Origin of the sequence: Bradyrhizobium oligotrophicum S58 (assembly GCF_000344805.1) — a bacterium.
GTDB lineage: Bacteria > Pseudomonadota > Alphaproteobacteria > Rhizobiales > Xanthobacteraceae > Bradyrhizobium > Bradyrhizobium oligotrophicum.
On the sequence record NC_020453.1, the window covers coordinates 6471020 to 6490764 of the forward strand.

The 19745-nt window shown below is 65.5% G+C and carries 20 protein-coding genes; 10 read left to right on the forward strand and 10 right to left on the reverse strand.

The genetic code is table 11. From position 1 onward, the window contains the following. The first annotated feature begins 82 nt into the window (after positions 1–82). From S58_RS27940 to S58_RS27955, 4 genes are all read left to right on the forward strand, one after another. Positions 83–1732, forward strand: a complete 1650-nt coding sequence (locus S58_RS27940; protein ID WP_042340270.1) for a nitroreductase family protein — start codon at positions 83–85, stop codon at positions 1730–1732. 65 nt (positions 1733–1797) lie between these two features. Continuing rightward, positions 1798–2541: an ankyrin repeat domain-containing protein gene (locus S58_RS27945; RefSeq protein ID WP_198409264.1), complete on the forward strand. Its 744-nt coding sequence runs from the start codon at positions 1798–1800 to the stop codon at positions 2539–2541. Next, the gene (locus S58_RS27950) at positions 2538–2852 is read left to right on the forward strand and encodes a hypothetical protein (RefSeq protein ID WP_015668769.1); all 315 of its coding nucleotides are present in this window, start codon (positions 2538–2540) and stop codon (positions 2850–2852) included. Before S58_RS27945 ends, S58_RS27950 begins: the two co-directional genes overlap by 4 nt. Positions 2853–2876: 24 nt before the next feature. Beyond that, positions 2877–3119 (forward strand): hypothetical protein, encoded by a 243-nt coding sequence (locus tag S58_RS27955; protein ID WP_015668770.1) that lies wholly within the window; start codon positions 2877–2879, stop codon positions 3117–3119. 131 nt (positions 3120–3250) lie between these two features. Here S58_RS27955 and S58_RS27960 read toward each other — a convergent pair whose 3' ends face one another. Next, positions 3251–3700, reverse strand: coding sequence for a Rieske (2Fe-2S) protein (locus S58_RS27960; protein WP_015668771.1), 450 nt, complete (start codon positions 3698–3700; stop codon positions 3251–3253). A 195-nt stretch (positions 3701–3895) separates the two neighbouring features. Here S58_RS27960 and S58_RS27965 point away from each other — a divergent pair, with 195 nt between their 5' ends. Beyond that, a complete protein-coding gene (locus S58_RS27965; protein ID WP_042340979.1) occupies positions 3896–4540 on the forward strand; it encodes a glutathione S-transferase family protein in 645 nt (214 codons plus the stop codon). On the opposite strand, the gene S58_RS27970 is transcribed toward S58_RS27965, so the two are convergent. Beyond that, positions 4541–6259, reverse strand: a complete 1719-nt coding sequence (locus S58_RS27970; RefSeq protein WP_015668773.1) for an ATP-binding protein — start codon at positions 6257–6259, stop codon at positions 4541–4543. It lies immediately after the preceding gene. A 25-nt stretch (positions 6260–6284) separates the two neighbouring features. Then, positions 6285–7901, reverse strand: coding sequence for a flavin monoamine oxidase family protein (locus tag S58_RS27975; RefSeq protein ID WP_042340271.1), 1617 nt, complete (start codon positions 7899–7901; stop codon positions 6285–6287). Between the two features lie 136 nt (positions 7902–8037). Between S58_RS27975 and S58_RS27980 the strand changes: the two genes are divergently transcribed. From S58_RS27980 to S58_RS27995, 5 genes are all read left to right on the forward strand, one after another. Further along, entirely contained in the window at positions 8038–8442 is a 405-nt protein-coding gene (locus tag S58_RS27980) for a nuclear transport factor 2 family protein (RefSeq protein WP_015668775.1), read from the forward strand. Positions 8443–8718: 276 nt separating this feature from the next. Further along, positions 8719–9237: a hypothetical protein gene (locus S58_RS27985; protein ID WP_042340980.1), complete on the forward strand. Its 519-nt coding sequence runs from the start codon at positions 8719–8721 to the stop codon at positions 9235–9237. A 92-nt stretch (positions 9238–9329) separates the two neighbouring features. Beyond that, positions 9330–9491: a hypothetical protein gene (locus S58_RS38705; protein WP_015668777.1), complete on the forward strand. Its 162-nt coding sequence runs from the start codon at positions 9330–9332 to the stop codon at positions 9489–9491. A 69-nt stretch (positions 9492–9560) separates the two neighbouring features. Then, entirely contained in the window at positions 9561–10151 is a 591-nt protein-coding gene (locus S58_RS27990) for a cysteine dioxygenase family protein (protein ID WP_015668778.1), read from the forward strand. Then, the gene (locus S58_RS27995) at positions 10108–11727 is read left to right on the forward strand and encodes a rhodanese-like domain-containing protein (RefSeq protein ID WP_015668779.1); all 1620 of its coding nucleotides are present in this window, start codon (positions 10108–10110) and stop codon (positions 11725–11727) included. The genes S58_RS27990 and S58_RS27995 overlap by 44 nt, the downstream gene beginning before the upstream one ends. A gap of 163 nt (positions 11728–11890) precedes the next feature. Here S58_RS27995 and mmsB read toward each other — a convergent pair whose 3' ends face one another. The 7 genes from mmsB to S58_RS28030 form a co-directional block, all read right to left on the reverse strand. Next, positions 11891–13081, reverse strand: coding sequence for a multiple monosaccharide ABC transporter permease (mmsB, locus tag S58_RS28000; protein ID WP_015668780.1), 1191 nt, complete (start codon positions 13079–13081; stop codon positions 11891–11893). A gap of 22 nt (positions 13082–13103) precedes the next feature. Next, the gene (mmsA, locus tag S58_RS28005) at positions 13104–14654 is read right to left on the reverse strand and encodes a multiple monosaccharide ABC transporter ATP-binding protein (RefSeq protein ID WP_015668781.1); all 1551 of its coding nucleotides are present in this window, start codon (positions 14652–14654) and stop codon (positions 13104–13106) included. An 83-nt stretch (positions 14655–14737) separates the two neighbouring features. Continuing rightward, positions 14738–15808 (reverse strand): multiple monosaccharide ABC transporter substrate-binding protein, encoded by a 1071-nt coding sequence (chvE, locus tag S58_RS28010; protein WP_042340272.1) that lies wholly within the window; start codon positions 15806–15808, stop codon positions 14738–14740. A 109-nt stretch (positions 15809–15917) separates the two neighbouring features. Next, complete coding sequence (locus S58_RS28015) at positions 15918–16799, reverse strand: SMP-30/gluconolactonase/LRE family protein (RefSeq protein ID WP_042340273.1); 882 nt, start codon at positions 16797–16799, stop codon at positions 15918–15920. After that, positions 16799–17881, reverse strand: a complete 1083-nt coding sequence (locus S58_RS28020) for an aldose epimerase family protein (RefSeq protein ID WP_015668784.1) — start codon at positions 17879–17881, stop codon at positions 16799–16801. The genes S58_RS28015 and S58_RS28020 overlap by 1 nt, the downstream gene beginning before the upstream one ends. Before the next feature lie 4 nt (positions 17882–17885). Beyond that, positions 17886–18812, reverse strand: coding sequence for a Gfo/Idh/MocA family protein (locus S58_RS28025; protein ID WP_015668785.1), 927 nt, complete (start codon positions 18810–18812; stop codon positions 17886–17888). A gap of 1 nt (position 18813) precedes the next feature. Next, positions 18814–19743 carry a dihydrodipicolinate synthase family protein gene (locus tag S58_RS28030; RefSeq protein WP_015668786.1) on the reverse strand — a complete coding sequence of 310 codons (930 nt, stop codon included), beginning with the start codon at positions 19741–19743 and terminating at the stop codon, positions 18814–18816. Positions 19744–19745: the final 2 nt, after the last annotated feature.

Below are 19745 nucleotides of genomic sequence, written 5' to 3' on the forward strand. Positions count from 1 at the left end.
TAGAACTTGCTATGTGGCTTCCGGTCACCGAGCGACCACAAGAGATGTGCGGCGGATGACGTGCCGCGCTTTGCGAGGAGCCATGTCCGTGACGACCTCCCGTGCGGCGGAAGCCTTTGCCCCCGCCGCCGCCGACATCGCGTTCGCCTATCACGCCCGCACCAGGCATAGCCTCAGGCGCTATGCCGCGGGTCCGGAAACATTGGACTGGGATGCGCAGCCCAATCCGTTCCGCGAATTCGCGGGCAGCCCGCGCAGCATGCTGCCGCTGACTTCTGATCGTCTGGCGACGACCTTCGCCGACAGTTGCAATGGGACGGCGCCGATCCATCCGCTCACCATCGACGGCACCGCGCTGCTGCTGGAACTGTCGTTCGGACTGGCGGCCTGGAAGGAGCTCGGCCCGGACCGCTGGGCGTTGCGCTGCAATCCGTCCAGCGGCAATCTGCATCCGACCGAGGCCTACGTCGTCGCGGACAATATCGCTGGCCTCAGCGACGGTCTCCATCATTACATCAGTCGCGAACACGTGCTGGAGCAACGCTGCCGCCGTGGCGCTGTCTCACACGCTCAACCGCGACTTTGGCTCGCGCTGTCCTCGATTCATTGGCGCGAGGCGTGGAAATATGGCGAGCGCGCGTTCCGCTACTGCCAGCTCGACATCGGTCATGCCCTCGGCGCCATCAGCTACGCCGCCACGGCGCTGGGCTGGCACGCCCGTGTCGTCGACGGCACCGACAGTGCGACGCTCGCTGCCATCATAGGCCTCGACCGCACGGATGATTTCGCCGGCGTCGAGACCGAGGACGCGGATGTGCTGGTTGCCATCACGCCGCGCGACATAAATGCGCCGGCACGCGCCGAATTGCCACCTCGCTACACAACCGACGACACATGGTACGGGCAAGCCAACCGGCTCGATCGCCATCCGCTCTACCACTGGCCGGTCATCCCGGAGGTGAGCACGGCCACGGCCGGCGAGGCGCAGGATGCGGTGACAGCATCATCGCCCCGCCCGCCTCTCGCCCAGCGTTCCCGAGCGCGCGCGGCCGACCTCATTCTCAACCGCCGCAGTGCCCAGCGCTTCGATGCCAAATTCACGATGGATCGCGCGGCGTTCCTTGCTCTGCTCGACGCGCTGCTGCCGCGCGCCATTCCGCCGTGGGATATCTGGCCGTTCGCGCCGCGGCTGCATCCGCTGCTGTTCGTACATCGTGTCGAGGGCCTTACCCCTGGCCTCTATGCGCTGCCGCGCAGCTCCGACGCCGGGACCAGCCTGCGCCGCGCGCTGCGCCCCGATTTCGACTGGCAGCGGGTCGAGCGCGCACCGGATCATCTTCCTCTGTTCCATTTGCTGCCGACCGACAGCCGCGGCGTGATCCGCACCGCGAGCTGTCATCAGGCCATCGCCGGCGACAGCTGCTTTGCGGTCGCGATGCTGGCCGAGTTCACAACAATGGTCAGCGAAAACCCGTGGCGCTATCGGCAGCTGCATTGGGAAGCCGGACTGATCGGCCAGGCGCTCTATCTCGAAGCGGAGGCCGCCGGCCTTCGCGGCACCGGCATCGGCTGCTTCTTCGACGAGTCCGTGCACGAGATGCTTGGCGTCGTCACGGCCGAATTCCAGACGCTCTATCACTTCACCGTCGGTCGTCCGCTGACCGACGATCGCATCACGACGCTACCGGCCTATCCGGGCCGCACGCGCAACGAAGCGGGAGTCCTGCCATGAGACCGCGCGTTCCCTTCCAGCGCATCGACATCGGCCAGGCCGCCGAACTGCTGCAGCGCGACGATATCTTGCGCTTCGACGTCCGCGACCAGGACTCGTTCGACGCAGCGCATATCGCCGGCGCGCAGCATCTGACCCAGCGCAATCTCTCCGAGATGATCGCTGGTTCGACCAAACGGACCCCCATCCTCATCTACTGCTATCACGGCAATGCCAGTCAGGAATATGCGCAGACGTTCTCCGATTTCGGCTTCACCGAGGTCTACAGCCTCGACGGCGGCTATGAGGCGTGGCGGCAGCGCTTCCCCGCACGCAGCGGCACAGCCGCGATCGGTCCGGCGCTCGCGTCATGGCTTGCCACGCAGGGCTTTCCCGCCGACGACATCGATGCCACCATCGCCAACCGCACCACGCCGCTGATGAAGGCCGCCCACCTCGGCAATGTCGCCGTGATCCGCGAGTTGCTGGCAGCGGGCGCCGCGATCGGCGCGAAAAATGCCGACGGCAACAATGCGCTCTGGCTCGCCTGCGTCGGCCAGCATCTCGACGTCGTCGATGTGCTGGCCGAGGCCGGCATCGACATCGACAACCGTAATGACAATGGCGCGACCGCGCTGATGTATGCGTCCTCATCCGGCAAGGCCGAGGTCGTCGCACATCTGCTCGCCAGAGGCGCGGATATCAGCACCGAGACGCTCGACGGTTTCAGCGCACTCGACATGGCGGCCTCGCTGGAATGCCTCACGCTGTTGCGCCACGCGGCCAAGGCGGCGGCGCAGACCGCATCCGCGGCCGGGGTCCAGCCGTGACCGTCATCGAGCACGATTTCGGTCTCGACCAGCGCACGGCCGAACGCCGCTTCCGCACGCTGCTCAGCCTCGACGCGCTGCACGAGGCCAATGTCCGCGCCAATCCAATCCCCTATCTGGAGCGCGCCAGCGAACGCATCTATCAGCTCGAGAAGGCGTTGTTCGACGCGCTGCAGGCGTCGAAAGCCGCAGCCGACGACAATGGCGAGACGGTCAGCATCGGCAAAGCCGAGTATGACCGCCTCCGGCAATGCCGGGAGATCCTCGAGAACGCCTATGCGCAGCTGGTCGCCGACCGGCCCGAAACCTGAACGGACGATGAGGTGGAGAACGAGATGTCGAGTGAAGGATTTTTCGTGGATTGGGATGGCAATTTGCGCAGCGCCGGGGATCCCGGCGGCGGCTATCTGTGCGAGATCGACATGGGCGCGCGCTATGTCGCGGTGACGATGAAGAACGGCACGCTGGTGCACGAGGCGACGCTGTTCAAGACCGCAGCCGATGTCGAGAAGGCCGGCATCAAGGCCCAGCTCGTGCCTGGTAGTCACCCCTGGGGGAAGAAGGCGGATGGCTTTTAATCTGGCGGCGCGTAGAATTGCCTCGTGATATTGCGCGTCATTGCGAGCGAAGCGAAGCAATCCAGGGCACAACCAAGATTCTGGATTGCTTCGTCGCTTCGCTTCTCGCAATGACGCCAGACAACCATCCATCAATCGGGATGGATCATGATTTCCATGGTTTCGTCGAGATCGTCGAACGGATCTGGAAAGCTGTTGTCCTCGACCAGCGCGACGCCACACAGGCAGACCTCGCCATCGATGATGGCGAGCGCGATCGGCTCCAGGCTCTGGCCTTCGCACGCACCACCATTGCACAGGCCGGTGTCGATCTCGAACGTCGCACCGTGACGGCCACAGCGCAGCTGCGTCCGATCGGCGTTGAAGAACTGGCCGCTGCCGATGTTCAGCCATTTGCCATCATGCGGGCAGGTGTTGACATAGCCGACGAAGCCGCCGGACGCCGTGCGGATGATCACGATCGGAAACGGCCGCGCCTCGCCATTGTCGCCGATCCGCGACAGGCTGAACGCCCTGGCCTCACCCGGCGCGATGCTCGTGGTCGGACAGATGACGAAGACTTCCGGCTCACGTTCGGTCATGCGCGGCGCTCCCTGGACAGCGCGACGGGAGCGGCGGGACCGTGATGACGTCTCCTGTCGCAAACCTGACGACGGCGGTCCGTATTGTCGAACCACGCGCAGTCACTTTCGAAACTGTCCCGATCCTTGCATGAAGCGTGCCGTGCGCAATGAAAGCGTGCGCGCGATGTCGGCTTGGAGACCATGATGGCCGCGATGAAGTTCTACATGACGCCGGGATCTTGCTCGACCGGCATCCACATCATTCTCGAAGAGCTCGAGGAAGTGTTCGAGGCCCATATCGTCAACCTGCCGGCGGGGGACAATTTCAAGCCTGACTATGTCGCGATCAACCCGAAAGCGACGATCCCAGCGCTGGTGCGCGGCGACGGCGGCGTGCTGACCGAAGTGCCCGCGATCGCCTATTGGCTCGGCCGCTCGCGGCCTCGGGCGAAGCTCTGGCCTTCCGACATCGAGACCGAGACCCGGCTGCTCGAAGCCATGACCTACATCGCCGGCACGGTGCATGGCCACGGCTTCGCCCGCATCTTCGCCACGCCGACCTTCAGCCGCAACGAGGCCGATCAGGACTCCGTGCGTGCGCTCGGCCGCAACATCGTCGTGAAAGGCTTTGCGATCCTGAACAGGATGCTCGGTGAGCAGCCCTATCTCGGCGGCGAGTTCAGTGTCGCCGATCCGATCCTGTTCTATGTCGAATTCTGGGCCGACAAGACCGGCATTCCGCTGCCCGCCAACCTGCTCGCGCACTACCGGCGCATGCTGGCGCGCCCGGTCGTGCAGCGCGTGCTGCGCGAGGAAGGCTACAATCCGGCGACGCTGGGGAATCTTGCGGCGCCGTAGCTACTCCGCCGCCTCCGGCAGCAGGTCGTGGTCGCCGAGGTCGATGCCGCGGAAGATGGCGCAGCGGCGGAAGACCTCGATCGTCGGACGCACGCTCTTGTGGTGACAATATTTCGCGACGAGCTTCGCCAGCCCCTTGATGTCGCGTCCCGAGGCGGCCGGAAACGTCTCCACCAGCAGATCGATCAACGCTGCCTCGACCTTGAGCCCGAACTGCTCGCACATCACCCGCCAGATCCGCCCGCGCGCCTCGGCGTCCGGCGCCTGGAACTTGATCAGCGCGATGCAGCGCGACACGATGGCTTCATCGATGTCGCCAATGCGGTTGGTGGTGAGGAACAACAGGCCGTTGAAATATTCGAGCACGCGCAGGAACACGCCGACGACCGCATTCATGGTCATGTCGTCCTCGCGGCGCTTGATGTAGACGTCGGCCTCGTCGATCAGCATCACCGCGCCCCAGCGCTGTGCGCGGGTCAGCGCGTCCTTCAGCGCGCTCTCCATCGCCGCGACGCTGAGCCCGAGCTGGCCCGAATGCACCCGGTACAGCGGCCGGCCGATGATCTCGGCATACACTTCCGCCGTCAGCGTCTTGCCGACACCCGGCGGCCCCGCGCATAGCACGGTGGTGCCGCCCGATTTGCCGGCGACGATATCGTCCATCAGCAGGTCCATCTCGGCAGTGAGGATGTCGATCAGGTCGGTCTGCTCCTCCGGCAGGATCAGCTTCTGCTTGAGGTCGGGCTGATAGGCATAGGGCATCATGTCGTCGGCATGTACCCAGAGATAATGATGCAGGTCGAGATGAAACATCAGCATGTAGGGATGGACCGGAATGCGGCAGAAGATGCCCTTCGGAATCGCCGCCTTGGACTCCTCGACCTCCCGCTCGGCGTCGTAGAGATTGCTCTTGGCCGCCTTGCGCAGATATTGCCCGAGAATGTCGCCGGTCACCTCGAGGGTCAGTGCGCGCTCGGTCAAAATGCCCTCGTCGTTGACGAGGCGCGCGTTGCCGCCGCCGGACGACAGCACGATCACATCCTTGCGCGACCAGTCGATGTCGCGATGCGAGGAGTTCGGATCGTCGGCGAAGAAGCCGATGCCGCGGCCGGAGAACTGCGCGCCGTAGCGGCCGCGCCAGGCGAAGTAGCGCTCCGCGGTCTCGTCATAGGCCGCGACCAGTTCGCGCGTCTCCTTGAGAAACCCCTTGGCCGCGAAGATCTCGGCCACGGTCTTGCCGACGATGTCGCCGACGGATATCCGCAGCGTGCTCGTCGTGATCGATCCCTTGGCATTGGCCTTGAGCTCGATGAAGACGCGGCCGGCCTCGTCGTTCGATGGCGCGGTATAGTCGAGCCGCGTCACCACATAAGGCAGCGGCCGGCTGGCGACATTGGCCGTGAACATCCAGCCGCGGATGGCATCTGATATCAGGTAGCGCGCGATCGCCGGCAGCACCGATTCCAGCTCGTGCTCGGAAAAGCGGGTACCGGAATCGGTGAAGGCGCGCTGCAGTGTCGCGATCTGGGCCGCGCGCGCGTGCCATTCGGGCCCCGCTTTCTGATAGCTGTCGCGGAGGAAGTCGAGCTCGATGGCTGCGAGCTGCGCGACATCGACCTCGACCTTGTCGCCGAAACGCAGCTGTTCCTTGAGCGAGTCGAGATGCGGAAACGCCGCCGCCATCGCCTCGATTCTCGGCCGTTCGATCTGCAGCTTCATCGGGCGTCACTCGCTCCTGGCCGGCTCACGACGACACGCCCGTCGGCTCGCGGCGCGTCGCATCCGCCTTGGCGAGCAGCAGGCGGTTGGCGGCAAGCGAGAACTCCTGCCACGCAGCGGCGATGTCGCGCAGGATGGTCTGCACGTAGTCCTTCGACGGCTTGTGCTCATGCGGAAAGTTCGACAGCGCGCAGGAAGTGCGGTTGAAGGCGATGGCATCGTCGAGCAGCGACTGCATGACGTCGCGGAACGGCCTCTGGATCTCCGGCATCAGCGCCGAACGCCCGCGTTCGACGACGACGTCGCGCATGTCGAAGGTCAGCGCATCCAGCACCTGCAGCGCCGCGGCGAATACCTGCTCGGTCGCGCCGAGGATGGCAAGCTGCGTCAGTTGCTCGCGCTGCTGCGTGGCGAGGCTTCGGTTGAGCCGGTGCCGGTAGTCGTCGAACGCCGCATCGCGTTGAGATGCGACCCAGGAACCGAACCAGGCGAGGCTCGCGTCATTGCCCGAGAGTCGCTCGCCGACCGCAGCAGCGGCACGTGGCCCTGTAGTCTCGGTCGCCAGGCGGGCAAGCGCGCGCTCGATGCGCCTGGCTGCATTCAGCGCGCCTTCGAGATAGCCGGCCGCGTGGCTCGCGGTCTCGGCGCCACCGAGATGCAGCCGCCCATCCCACAGCGCCCGCCGCAGCATCGGGTTCGCGATCTCGCTGTGCTCGCCGCGCGGCATGGTGCGATCCAATGCGCTGCAGGTGAAGCGCTCAGTCGCCCAGTCCTGATAGTGCTGCTCGCCGCCGTCCAGCGCGGCGCCGAACAGCTGCACCATCTGGCTGTCCATCAGCAGCGGCAGTCCGACGGTGAAGGCTTCGCGCAGATCCGGCGGGAAGGCGAGGAAGCCGCCGAGCGCGGCGCGGTCGCCGCCGACATCGCAGGCATCGAAGATCTCGCCGATCACCGCCTGCTCATGACTGACGAAAGCATTGCCGGACTGCCCCTTGTCGCGCCAATGCGCCTGATCGTAGGCGATCACGACCTTGGCCTGCGCCGCCATCCAGGTCTCGGCATTGCGCATCGCCTCCGAGGTCGCCTCGTCGAGCTCAGGAAAGAAGCCGACGTGATCGAGCAGCAGCCGCGGCGGCAGCGCGAGCACGGCGCGCTTGGCCTCGATCGCGACCGATTCCGTTGCCGTGGCGAAGATCAGCCGCACATGGGTGCCGCAATCGACAATGCGCGTCAGCTCATGGCCGAGATGGATGACGGACTGCGGCAGATCGCGTACCAGCGTCTCGATCAGCTTTGTCATGCCGCCAGACAGCCGGCGCGCGCCCTGATGAATGGGGGGACCGCTGATCTGCTCGGCCGACTTGTCCGCGTCTTTCAGATGAAGAACCGTGCCGTCATCGTGCTGGGCGAAGTGGGACAGATCGAGCTCCGCGATCAGGCCGGTCAGCAGCGGCTGGGTCTCGGGCCAGAACCAGGTCGGGCCGAGGTCCAGCGCGAGCCCCGCCTTGCTCCTGGCCGACAGCACACGACCGCCGAGGCGATGTCGCGCTTCGAACAAAGCGAACGTGCCGCCGCGCTGCTGCAGGCTGCGCGCGAGTGCTATTCCGCACAATCCACCTCCGACAATGGCCGTTTCGAGCATGACGAGGACCTCGGCTGATGCGTTGCGATGGCGTCTCGACCGGGTCCTGCAAGAAACTTGCAAGTTTTTGCGGGCGCCGCATGTACGTTTCCAAACATTGCTTGATTTTGCCGCCGGCTTGGCTCACCCCAACAGGATGAGCGACGAGAGCCAGATTCTGGCCGCCAATGCGGCCTTCTATGCAGCCTTCGCGGCTGGTGATTTTGCCGCGCTCGCGGCGCTCTGGGCCGATCGCGACGGCATCTCCTGCATTCATCCGGGATGGCCGGCGATCGTCGGTCGCGCTGCCGTGATCGGCAGCTGGCGCGATATCCTTGCCAACCCGGAGCGACCGAACATCGTCTGCGCCGATCCGCACGCGATTGTCGACGGCGACCACGGCCACGTGCTGTGCATCGAGCTGGTGGACGGCGCAGCACTTGCCGCAGCCAATCACTTCGCGCGCGTCGACGGCGCCTGGCGGATGGTCCACCACCAATCCAGCCCCATCGCGCAGCTCGCGACGCCGGATGACGATCCGGACGGCCATAGCCTGCACTGACCTCCACGCGTCTGGCACGAAACTTGATCTACCATCCATGACCGGCAGCAATGTCGGCGATTGTTGATTTTCGTCGCGTCGGATTCGGACCAAATCTCCGTCTCCGCGCCAGGCCACTGCACGCTGCGACCAACGTCGTGCAGATGTCGACGGGAGACACGGGATGGCACGCCTACCGACCGCCTATCTGAAGCGCAGCGATGCGCCGATGCGCACAGCGTTGCAGCAGGCCATCGACCTCGCGTTCGGACAAGCGTTGGGAGCACCGGCATGAACATGACGGCTCCACTTCAGCCGACGGCGATCCATGCTGTACCTGCCGAGCTATGCGACTGTGGCTTCCGCCTGCTGATGATCCGCCAGTTCAATGTCGGCGCGGTGCCGCCGGCCTTCGCGATCATCGACCAGCGCGTGATGCGCATGCCGCAGCGGCTCGGCCGCCATGGCGTGTCGTTTGCCGCCACGTTTTTGCCCGAGGTGATGTCCTGGCTGATCGATCATCTCGGCCGGCCATCGCTGCATGATGACACCGGCCGCTCCTACCGCAATCCGCGCTGGCCCGTGGTGTGCTGGCATGACCAGGAACGCTACTGGCCGAGCGGCGCCGTCACGGTCGAGTGGTTCGCCGAGGTCGCGTTCCAGGATCATGCCTCGTGGATGGCGTTCCGCACCCATTGGCACGACAGCCTGACGGGCCGGACTGCCGGTGCAGACGCGAATGATGGAGAAGCAGAGCAGCGCGACGCCTACGATGCGGAAAAGGAATTTGCCGGCAAGGCGCTCCAGCGGGCATGATCTGCCAAAGTGATGCAGACCCGCGCCGGGCTCTGTTCGATGCCGGTCGAGGCGTGATATCGAGGACGTGATCAAACCGCGCGGAGGCTCTCATGCGCTACGTCTCGTGGTTCGGAGGCTGGCTCGGTCATTTGCTGCCGCAACGGCGTGCTGACAGCCGACTCAAGGCTCACGACGTGCTCACCCGGCGCGCGGCCGCCGAGTTGTCGAATGAGGACCTGTTCTACATCGCGATGCTCGGCCCTCACGTCTGAGCGACCAGATCCCTCCGCCATCGCGCCGCCCGCAGACTTCCTTCCCACTCGATCCGACATGAGTCCGACATGACTGACATCGCGCGTTTCCGCGACTTCGTCGCCGATACGGCACGCCTCGTCGCAGGCACGACAAAGGAGCCGGAGCTGCTCGCCGCGCTCGCACCGAGACTGAAGGAGCTGGTCGCGCATGACGACTGGCTGCCTGAGGGCTTTGCGGTCGCCGAGGGCGGCCGCTACCAGCAATATCTGCTGTATGCCGATCCGCTCGATCGGTTCTCGATCGTGAGCTTCGTCTGGGGCCCGGGCCAAGGCACGCCGGTGCACGACCATCGCGTCTGGGGCCTCGTCGGCGTGTTGCGCGGCGAGGAACTCTCGGTCAGCTATGCGCGGCAGCCGGACGGCAGGTTGCGCGCGGCTGCGCCGGAGCGGCTGAGGGCTGGACAAACGGCTGCTGTATCGCCAGAGATTGGCGACATCCACGCCATCTCCAACGGTCTGGCGGACCGCTCGTCGATCAGCATCCACGTCTATGGCGGCAATATCGGCCGCATCCGCCGCGCGGTGTACGATGTGGAGACCGGCGCCGCCCGAGACTTCATTTCCGGATATTCGAATGACACCGTCCCCAACCTCTGGCCCGACCGCACCACCGCCTGACGGCGTCAGCATCATCACACCGACCGAATTGCGGCGGCGCTGGCGCGCCGGCGAGGAGGTGGCGCTGTTCGATGTCCGCGAGGAGGGCCCCTACTCGCTGTCGCACCCGTTCTTCGCGGTGTCGCTGCCGCTGTCGCAGATCGAGTTGCGCATCCTCGATCTCGCGCCGCGGCTGACGGCTCCGATCGTCGTCTATGATGACGGAGAAGGCTATGCCGTGCGCGCGGTGCCGCGCATTCGCGCACTGGGCTACACTGACGTGTCAGTCCTCGAGGGCGGGCTGTCGGGCTATGCGCGCCAGGGCGAGGTGTTCCGCGATGTCAATGTGCCGAGCAAGTCCTTTGGCGAATTGGTCGAGGCCATCAGGCACACGCCGTCGCTGTCGGCCGATGAGGCCAAGGCGCTGATCGAGCGCGAGTCGAATCTGGTCGTGCTGGACGCCCGCCGCTTCGAGGAATATCGCACCATGAGCATCCCGCGCGGGGTCAGCGTCCCCGGCGGCGAGCTGGCGTTCCGGGCGCGGGAGCTCGCGCCGTCGCCTGATACGACCATCATCGTCAACTGCGCTGGGCGGACGCGCTCGATCATCGGCACGCAATCACTGATCAATGCCGGGCTGCCGAACAAGATCTACGCGCTGCGCAACGGCACGATCGGCTGGACGCTGGCCGGCCATCAGGTCGAGCGCGGCAAGACCGCGCGTTTTCTCGACAGGCCGCAGACGAGCCACACGGCGGCGCTGGACGACGCCAAGGCCTGGGCCGGGCGCGTCGGCGTCACGTTGCTCGATGCTGCGACGTTCGCGCGCTATCAGGCGGAAGCCGGCGCGCGTACGCTCTATTGCCTCGATGTGCGCACGCCGGAGGAATATCTGGCCGGCCATCCCGCCGGCTTTGCGTCGGCGCCGGGGGGACAATTGGTGCAGGCGACCGACGAATGGGTCGGCGTGCGCGGTGCCCGCCTGGTGCTGTTCGACGATGACGGCGTGCGCGCGCGCATGACCGCGTCGTGGCTGAAGCAGATGGGCTGGGATGCGTCCGTCGTCGGGCCGGACGTTGTTACACCGACTCAGACTGCGGTCGTCGTGCCGCGCCGGCCGCCGCTGCCGGATCTCGGTGCAGCCACGATCAGTGTCACAGAGCTCGCGGCCGATCCCGCCGCGCGGACGATCGTCGATCTCTCGCGCAGTCCGGGCTACAAGGCCGGGCATATTCCGGGCGCACATTTCCTGCTGGCGTCGCGCTTTGCCGATGATCTCGCCAGGCTGCCGGGCAGCGGCGCTGTCGTGCTGACCAGCGATGACGGCGCCGAGGCGGCTTTCGCGCTGGCCGATGCACGGGCTGCGACGCGGCGCGAGATCCGCGTGCTCTCAGGCGGCACACGGGCGTGGATGGCAGCCGGCCACGCGTTGGAGACGGAGCGGCACGCGTGGATCTCGCTCGCCGACGACGTCTACAAGCGCCCCTATGAGGGCACAGACAACGCGGCCACGGCGATGCAGGCCTATATCGATTGGGAGCTGCAACTCGTCGCCCAGCTCGCCAACGACAGCGTGTCGAATTTCCACGTGGTGTAGCTGTGATGAATGCGTAGGGTGGGCAGAGACGCATTCGCGACGCGAATGCGGCGTGCCCACCGCACTACTACGCGGATCACGAAACATAGTGGGCACGCGCCGCCTTACGGCGGCGCTTTGCCCACCTACGTCGCTACAGCATCACCGGGAGCTGCGCGCACACTCAGCGGCGCTGGTTGTAGACGTCGATGCAGACGGCGCCGAGCAGCACCAGGCCCTTGATGACCTGCTGGTAGTCGATGCCGATGCCGAGGATCGACATGCCGTTGTTCATCACGCCCATGATCATGGCGCCGATCACGGCGCCGCCGACCCGTCCCACGCCGCCATAGGCCGAGGCGCCGCCGATGAAGCAGGCCGCGATGACGTCGAGCTCGAAGCCGAGGCCGGCCTTGGGCGTGGCCGTATTGAGTCGCGCAGCGAAGATCAGACCCGCCAGCGCGGCCAGCACGCCCATATTGACGAAGGTCAGGAACACCAGCCGCTCGGTCTTGATGCCCGACAGCTTGGCCGCCTTGGCATTGCCGCCGACGGCATAGATCTGCCGGCCGACCACGGTGCGCCGGGTCATGAAACCATAGAGCGCGATCAGCGCCGTCATGATGACGAGGACGTTCGGCAGGCCGCGATGCGACGCGATCAGGTAGGTGAAATAGAGTAGCACGCCGGCCAGCACGACATTCTTCGCGGCGAAGAAGGCGAACGGCTCGACCTCGATGCCGTGCTCGACCTCGCGCGCGCGCCCCTTGACGCTGGCATAGACCAGGATGAGCGTCAGCACGGCGCCGATCGCGAGTGACGTCGGGTTGAGATTGCCCGCGCCTGTAATCAGCTCAGGAATGAAGCCGGACGACAGCTTCTGGAACGTGCCCGGAAACGGCCCGACCGACTGCCCCTGCAGCAGCGCCAATGCCAGGCCCTTGAACACGAGCATGCCGGCCAAAGTGACGATGAAGGAGGGAATGCCGAAATACGCCACCCAATAGCCTTGTGCGGCGCCGATGGCACCGCCGACGATGAGGCAGGCGATGACCGCGAGCGGGAAGTCGATGTGATAGCGCACCATCAGCACGGCCGCGACCGCGCCGACGAAGCCGGCGACCGATCCGACCGACAGGTCGATGTGCCCGGTGACGATGACGAGCAGCATGCCCAGCGCCATGATGACGATGTAGCTGTTCTGCAGCACGAGGTTGGTGAGGTTGAGCGGCTGCAGCAAGGTGCCGTCGGTCATGAACTGGAAGAACAGCATGATGACGAACAGCGACAGCAGCATGCCGTAGCTGCGCAGATTGTTCTTCAGGAAGCCGCCATGCGACTTCTCCTCCGGGAGCGAAACCGTCTTGTCGGTCATTGGTGGTGTCCTCCCGACCGCTTTACGCGGCCGTCTCCTGGTTCTTGATGGCTTCGTTGCGCATGATGGCGCGCATGATCTTTTCCTGCGTCGCCTCCGAGCCGGCAAACTCGCCGACGAAGGCGCCGTCATTCATCACGCAGATGCGGTCGCAGATCCCGAGCAGCTCCGGCATCTCCGAGGAGATCACCACCACACCCCGGCCGGCATCGGCGAGCTCCTGGATGATACAGTAAATCTCATATTTTGCGCCAACATCGATGCCGCGCGTCGGCTCGTCCAGGATCAAGACCTTGGGATCGGTCATCAGCCATTTCGAGAGCACGACCTTCTGCTGGTTGCCGCCGGAGAGCTGGCCGGCCTCCTGGTAGACGTCCGAGCAGCGGATCCGCATGCGGCCGCGGTAACCGGACGCCGCCTTCAGCTCGGCGATGTCGTCGATCACTCCCCTCGGCGCGACCTGGGCAAGGCTGGCGAGCGTGATGTTTTTGCGAACGTCGTCGGCGAGGACAAGCCCGAGCTGCTTGCGGTCCTCGGTGACGTAGGCGAGGCCGGCATCGATTGCGGCCGGCACGCTGGTGAGATGGACGTCATGGCCTTCGAGACGGGCGCGACCGGCGATGTTGACGCCCCAGGAGCGGCCAAACAGGCTCATGGCGAATTCGGTCCGTCCCGCCCCCATCAGGCCGGCAATGCCGACAATCTCGCCGCGGCGCACCATGAAGTCGACGTTCTTGATCACCTGCCGGTCGGTATGCTGCGGATGGTAGACCGACCAGTTCTCGACCGTGAAGACGGGCTCGCCGATCTTGGGCTGCCGCTCCGGGAAGCGGTGCGCCATGTCGCGGTTGACCATGCTCTTGATGATCCGGTCCTCCAGCACCGGCTCGGCGCGGCAATCGATGCTGTCGACGCTGCGTCCGTCGCGCAGCACCGTGATGCGGTCGGCGACCCGGGCGACCTCGTTCAGCTTGTGCGTGATCAGGATCGAGGAAATGCCCTGCTCGCGGAAGCTGACGAGGCGGTCGAGCAGCGCCTGACTGTCGGCCTCGTTCAGGCTCGCCGTCGGCTCGTCCAAGATCAGAAGCTTGACGCGCTTGGACAGCGCCTTGGCGATCTCGACCAGCTGCTGCTTGCCGACGCCGAGATCGGTGATCAGCGTATCCGGCGATTCCTTCAGGCCGACCTGGGCCAGCAATTGCTGGGTGCGCCGATAGACCTCGTCGCGGTCGATGACGCCGAAGCGTGACGGTGCATGCGACAGGAAGATGTTCTCGGCGATCGACATCAGCGGGATCAGCGCGAGTTCCTGGTGGATGATGATGATTCCGAGGGCCTCGGAATCGTTGATGTCGCGGAAACGCCGCTCCTCGCCCTCGAAAATGATCTGGCCCTCATAGCGGCCGTAGGGATAGACGCCGCTCAGCACCTTCATCAGCGTCGACTTGCCGGCGCCATTCTCGCCGACCAATGCGTGGATCTCGCCCGCCTCGACCGTGAAGCTGACGTCGCGGAGCGCCTGCACGCCCACGAAGCTCTTGCTGACGCTGCGCATCTCGAGGATTGCCGTCATGGCCTTGTATCCCGCAACACTTGAGCTGAACTGGATGAGAGTGGCCGGCGAGCGCATTGGCCGCGCTCGCCGGCCGGCCGATATCACTCGACCTGCGACTTCTTGTAGTAGCCGCCTTCGATCAGGACCTTCTCCCAATTGCTCTTGTCGACCACGACCGGCTTGAGCAGATAGGCAGGGACGACCTTGACGCCGTTGTTGTAGGTCTTGGTGTCGTTGACCTTGACTTCCTTGCCGCTCAGCGAGGCGTCGACCATGTCGGCGGTCACCTTGGCGAGGTCGCGGGTGTCCTTGAAGATGGTCGAGTACTGGTCGCCACGCAGGATCGCCTTGACCGACGGCACCTCGGCATCCTGGCCGGAGATGATCGGCATCGGCTGGTTGCCGCTGCCATAGCCCACGCCCTTCAGGGACGAGATGATGCCGATCGAGAGGCCGTCATAGGGCGACAGCACCGCGTCGACACGCTTGTTGCCGTAATAGGCGCTGAGCAGGTTGTCCATGCGGGCCTGGGCGGTGGCACCGTCCCAGCGCAGGGTCGCAACCTTGTCCATGCCCTTCTGGCCGGAGGCCACCACGAGCTTGCCGGAATCGAGGTAGGGCTGCAGCACGGACATGGCGCCGTTGTAGAAGAAGTAGGCGTTGTTGTCGTCCGGCGAACCGCCGAACAGCTCGATGTTGAACGGTCCCTTGCCGTCCTTCAGCCCGAGCTTGTCCACGATCGACTGCGCCTGCAGCACGCCGACCTGGAAGTTGTCGAAGGTCGCGTAGTAGTCGAGGTTCGGCGTGTCGCGGATCAGGCGGTCATAGGCGATCACGGTGATGCCCTTGGCCTTGGCCTGCTTCAGCACGTCCGACAGCGTGGTGCCGTCGATCGCGGCGATCACCAGCACCTTGGAGCCCTTGGTGACCATGTTCTCGATCTGAGAGAGCTGGTTCGGGATGTCGTCTTCGGCATATTGCAGGTCGGTGTTGTAGCCGCGCTCCTTCAGCACCTTCACGATGTTGTTGCCGTCGTCGATCCAGCGCGCCGACGACTTGGTCGGCATCGCGATGCCGACGGTCGCCTTGCTCTGGGCAAGCGCGGCGCTGGACAGCGCCACGGCGCCGAGGCCGGCCAGCGCGGCGGCCAAGATGGTCTTCATTCTCGACATGTCTTCACTCCCTTTGAATTTTCGAATTTGGACAATGAATACGCGATTGCGTATCTTGATACCAGATAGCTGTTAGACTGAACCAACGCTTGACTGATTGTTCCTCCTCTCAGGTGGAGAGCTTGACGTCGGGCTCGGCGCGGCCGCGCGTGCCCACATCCAGCAGGAAGGTTTGGCCATGGCCAGGGTCGGCCGCCTTGGCCGCCTCATCCATGTCCTGCCAGGCCGATGTGACCAGCAGCCGCGACAGGTCCGGGCCCACGAAGGCCGGGCAGCTCGCCTGGCTGGCCGGAACCGCAATGCTGCGCAGATGCTCGCCCTGCGAGCTATAGACATCGACGCAACCGCCGCCCCAGCGCGCGTTCCAGATCCGCCCCTCGACATCGACGACGGCGCCGTCGAGCCCGCCGATCCCGGTATGGCGCAGCAGCACCTCCGGCTCGCCGCGCGGCAGGCCTGTCTCCGGGTCGAGCACGACGCGGTAGAGCACGTTCTCGTCCGTATCCGCGAAATAGCCGATTGTGCCATCCGGCGAGAAGCAGATCGCGTTGGGAATGGTGACGTTGGGGAACAACTTGATGATTTCGCCGCGATGCAGCGCATAGATCGATCCCAGACCGCACTCGGCCCTGCGGCCCATGGTGCCGATCCAGAACGTACCGGAGGGATGGACGCGCGAATCGTTCGACCGCGTCGCCGGATTGTCGGCCTCGAGCGGCAGATACAGCGACAGCGCGCCGTCCGCGATGGTGCGGATATAGAGTCCGTCCTCAGCCACGATCAGCTGCCTGTTGGCATCGATGCGGCCGAGCGCGCTCGCCATTTTCCCAAGCACGTGGCGTCGGACCGCGCCGCTGGCAATGGTCGCCTCGAACAGCAGGCCTTCGCGGATATCGAACCACCAAGCGGTGTCGGTGTGGGGATCATAAGTCGGCCCCTCGCCGAGATGGCAGCGCTCGGCGCAGAGGATCGTGGTCGGCACCTGCTCCATCATGCGGCCCCTCCCGCGATCGAGAAGCGATACACCGTCTCGTGGCGATAGACCTCGTCCGGCAACAGGCGCGCGCTCGGGAAATCCGGCCGGTTCGGCGCATCCGGCCACACTTGCGGCTCCAGACAGATGGCGTCGGATTGGCGATAGACCCGCCCCTTGCCGCTGACCGTCGCGTCGATGTAGTTGCCGGAATAGATCTGAAGGCCGGGCTGATCCGTGAGCAGCTCCATGGCCCGCCCCGAGCGCGGTGATTCGAGCCGCGCCGCGAAGCGAACGCCGCTTCCCTCGCGCAGACAGAAATTGTGATCATAGCCACGGCCGCATCTGATCTGCGCATCGTCGGCGCGGATGCGCGCGCCGATCGGCTGTGCTTCGCGGAAATCGAACGGCGTGCCCTCGACGGCGTGCGGCGGTCCCTCCAGCGGAATCGCGGTCTCGTCGATCGCAAGATAGTGGTCCGCAGCCAGGGTCAGTCGATGATCGAGAATGCCGGTGCCGGCCGCGAGGCCGTCGAGATTGAAGAAGCTGTGATTGGTGAGATTGACGACCGTCGCGCGGGTGGTGCGCGCGCTGAAGGTGATGGCCAGTTCCATCGGCCCGGTCAGCTGATAGGTGACGCGGACATCGAGCCGGCCCGGATAGTTCGCCTCGCCATCCGGGCTGACATAGAGCATCGTGACCGACGGCTGCGCGCCGCCTTCGGTCGCGACAATCTGCCAGAGCTTGCGGTCGAAACCGTCGGGCCCGCCATGGAGCGCATGCGCGCCATCATTGGCCTCCAGACGCACGTCCTGATCGTCGAGCGTAAAGCGCGCCTTGGCAATGCGATTGGCGTAGCGGCCGACGGTCGCGCCGAAATATTTCCGCAACAGCAGATAGCTCAGCAGATCGTCATGGCCGAGCACGATGTCATCGACACGGCCCTGCGCGTCAGGAACCAGCAGCGCCTGCAGCGCGGCGCCATAGGTGATAATGCGCGCCTCGAAGCCACCGGCGCCGCGCAACGTCACGCGCTCGACCTCGCGACCGTCCGGCAGCGTCCCGAACACGTTCCTGGTGATCCGTGCCTCATCCGTCATGGCTTCAGTCCTCGAACGGCTCGACGAGGGTGCGGCGGCCGAGCAGGAAGGCGTCGGCCACCAGCCGCAGCGGCGCGAGATCAACGTCGCTGACGCCGGTCTTCGTCAGCGCGACGAAGCGGCGATAAAGGCCGGGGTATTCGCGCTCCTTCTCGTCGACCATCAGCTGATCGTCCGCGGTCATGCGCGCGCCGCCCAGGGACAGCTTCAGCTGCCCGGTGTCGGTCTCGATCCGGATGTCCCAGCTCTGCGGTCCGGTCTGGCGGAAATCGAATTCGGCCGCGATCGGCAGGTCGCTGGCCGTGGTCAGCGACAGGTTGGCCGCAATCGGCGCCTGACGGTTGGACGGGAACGACAGCTCCGCCTCCGTCACGAACACCGGCTCGGGCAGGATGCGGGTCAGGATCGACAGCGCGTTGATGCCAGGATCGAACACGCCGAGCCCGCCCGGCTCCCAGATCCAGCCCTGCCCCGGATGCCAGACGCGCACGTCCTCCTTCCAGTCGATCCGCACGCTGCGGATCTGGCGCTGTGACAGCCATTCCCGCGCGGGCTCGACGGCCGGCGCGTAACGCGAATGCCAGGTCGCAAACAGCGTGCGCTGCTTGGCGGCGGCGAGCGCCATCAGCGGATCGAGCTCGGTGACGGCCGCGCCCGGCGGCTTCTCCAGCATCACATGCTTGCCGGCCTCGAGCGCCGCCAGCGCCTGCACGCGGCGCACCTGCGGCGGCGTGCACAAAGCAACCGCGTCGATCTCGGGTCCGTCGCGCAGCAGCTCCTCGATCGTGCCGAAATGCGGCAGGCCGGGCAGCGAAGCGTTGCGGCTCGCGACCGCGGTCAAAGTCACGCCCTCGGTGGCGGCGATCGCCGGGACGTGCTGATCCCGTGCGATCTTGCCGAAGCCGACGATGGCGACACGAAGCTCGCTCATCTCAGCGTCCCCAGCGCAGCACGACCGGATCGAGCCGCCGCGCAATGTCGATCAGGCCCTTTTGTGTCGCCGGATGAATCGCCGGCTGCGGACTGCGCAGCGTGTCGTGACGGATCACGCCGCCCTCCTTCATCAGGATCTTGCAGGTCGCAAGGCCGCACTGCCGGTTCTCGTAGTTGATCAACGGCAGCCAGCGCTCATAGGCCGCAGCCGCGGCGTCGCGGTCGCCCGCGAAATAAGGATCGATGATCTTGCGGATGCCGTCGGGATAGCCGCCACCGGTCATCGCGCCCGTCGCGCCGGCGTCGAGATCGGCCATCAAGGTGATCGCCTCCTCGCCATCCCACGGCCCCTCGATCGCGGCACCACCTGCCTCGATCAGCGCGCGCAGCTTGTCGGCCGCGCGCGGCACCTCGACCTTGAAGTAGGCGAGGTTCTCGATCTCCTTGGCCATGCGCACGAGCAGCGGCACCGACAGCGGCGTGCCGGCCACCGGCGCATCCTGCACCATGATCGGGATCGAGATCGCGTCGGAGACGCCGCGGTAGAATTCGTAGATCGAGGTATCAGGCACGCGGAAGGTGGCGCCGTGATAGGGCGGCATCACCATCACCATGGCAGCGCCCTTGTCCTGCGCGCGCCGTGAGCGCTCGGCACAGACGAAGGTCGAGAAATGCGTCGTCGTGACGATGATCGGCACGCGGCCGGCGACATGCTCCAGCACCGTGGTCATGACGAGATCGCGCTCGTCATCGGTCAGCACGAACTGCTCGGAGAAGTTGGCAAGGATGCAGATGCCGTGCGAACCGGCGTCGATCATGAAATCGATCGCGCGCTTCTGGCCGTCGAGATCGAGGCGGCCGTCAGCATCGAAGATGGTCGGCGCCACCGGAAACACGCCCTTGTAGAGCTCTCTGGATGAAGCGGTCATGC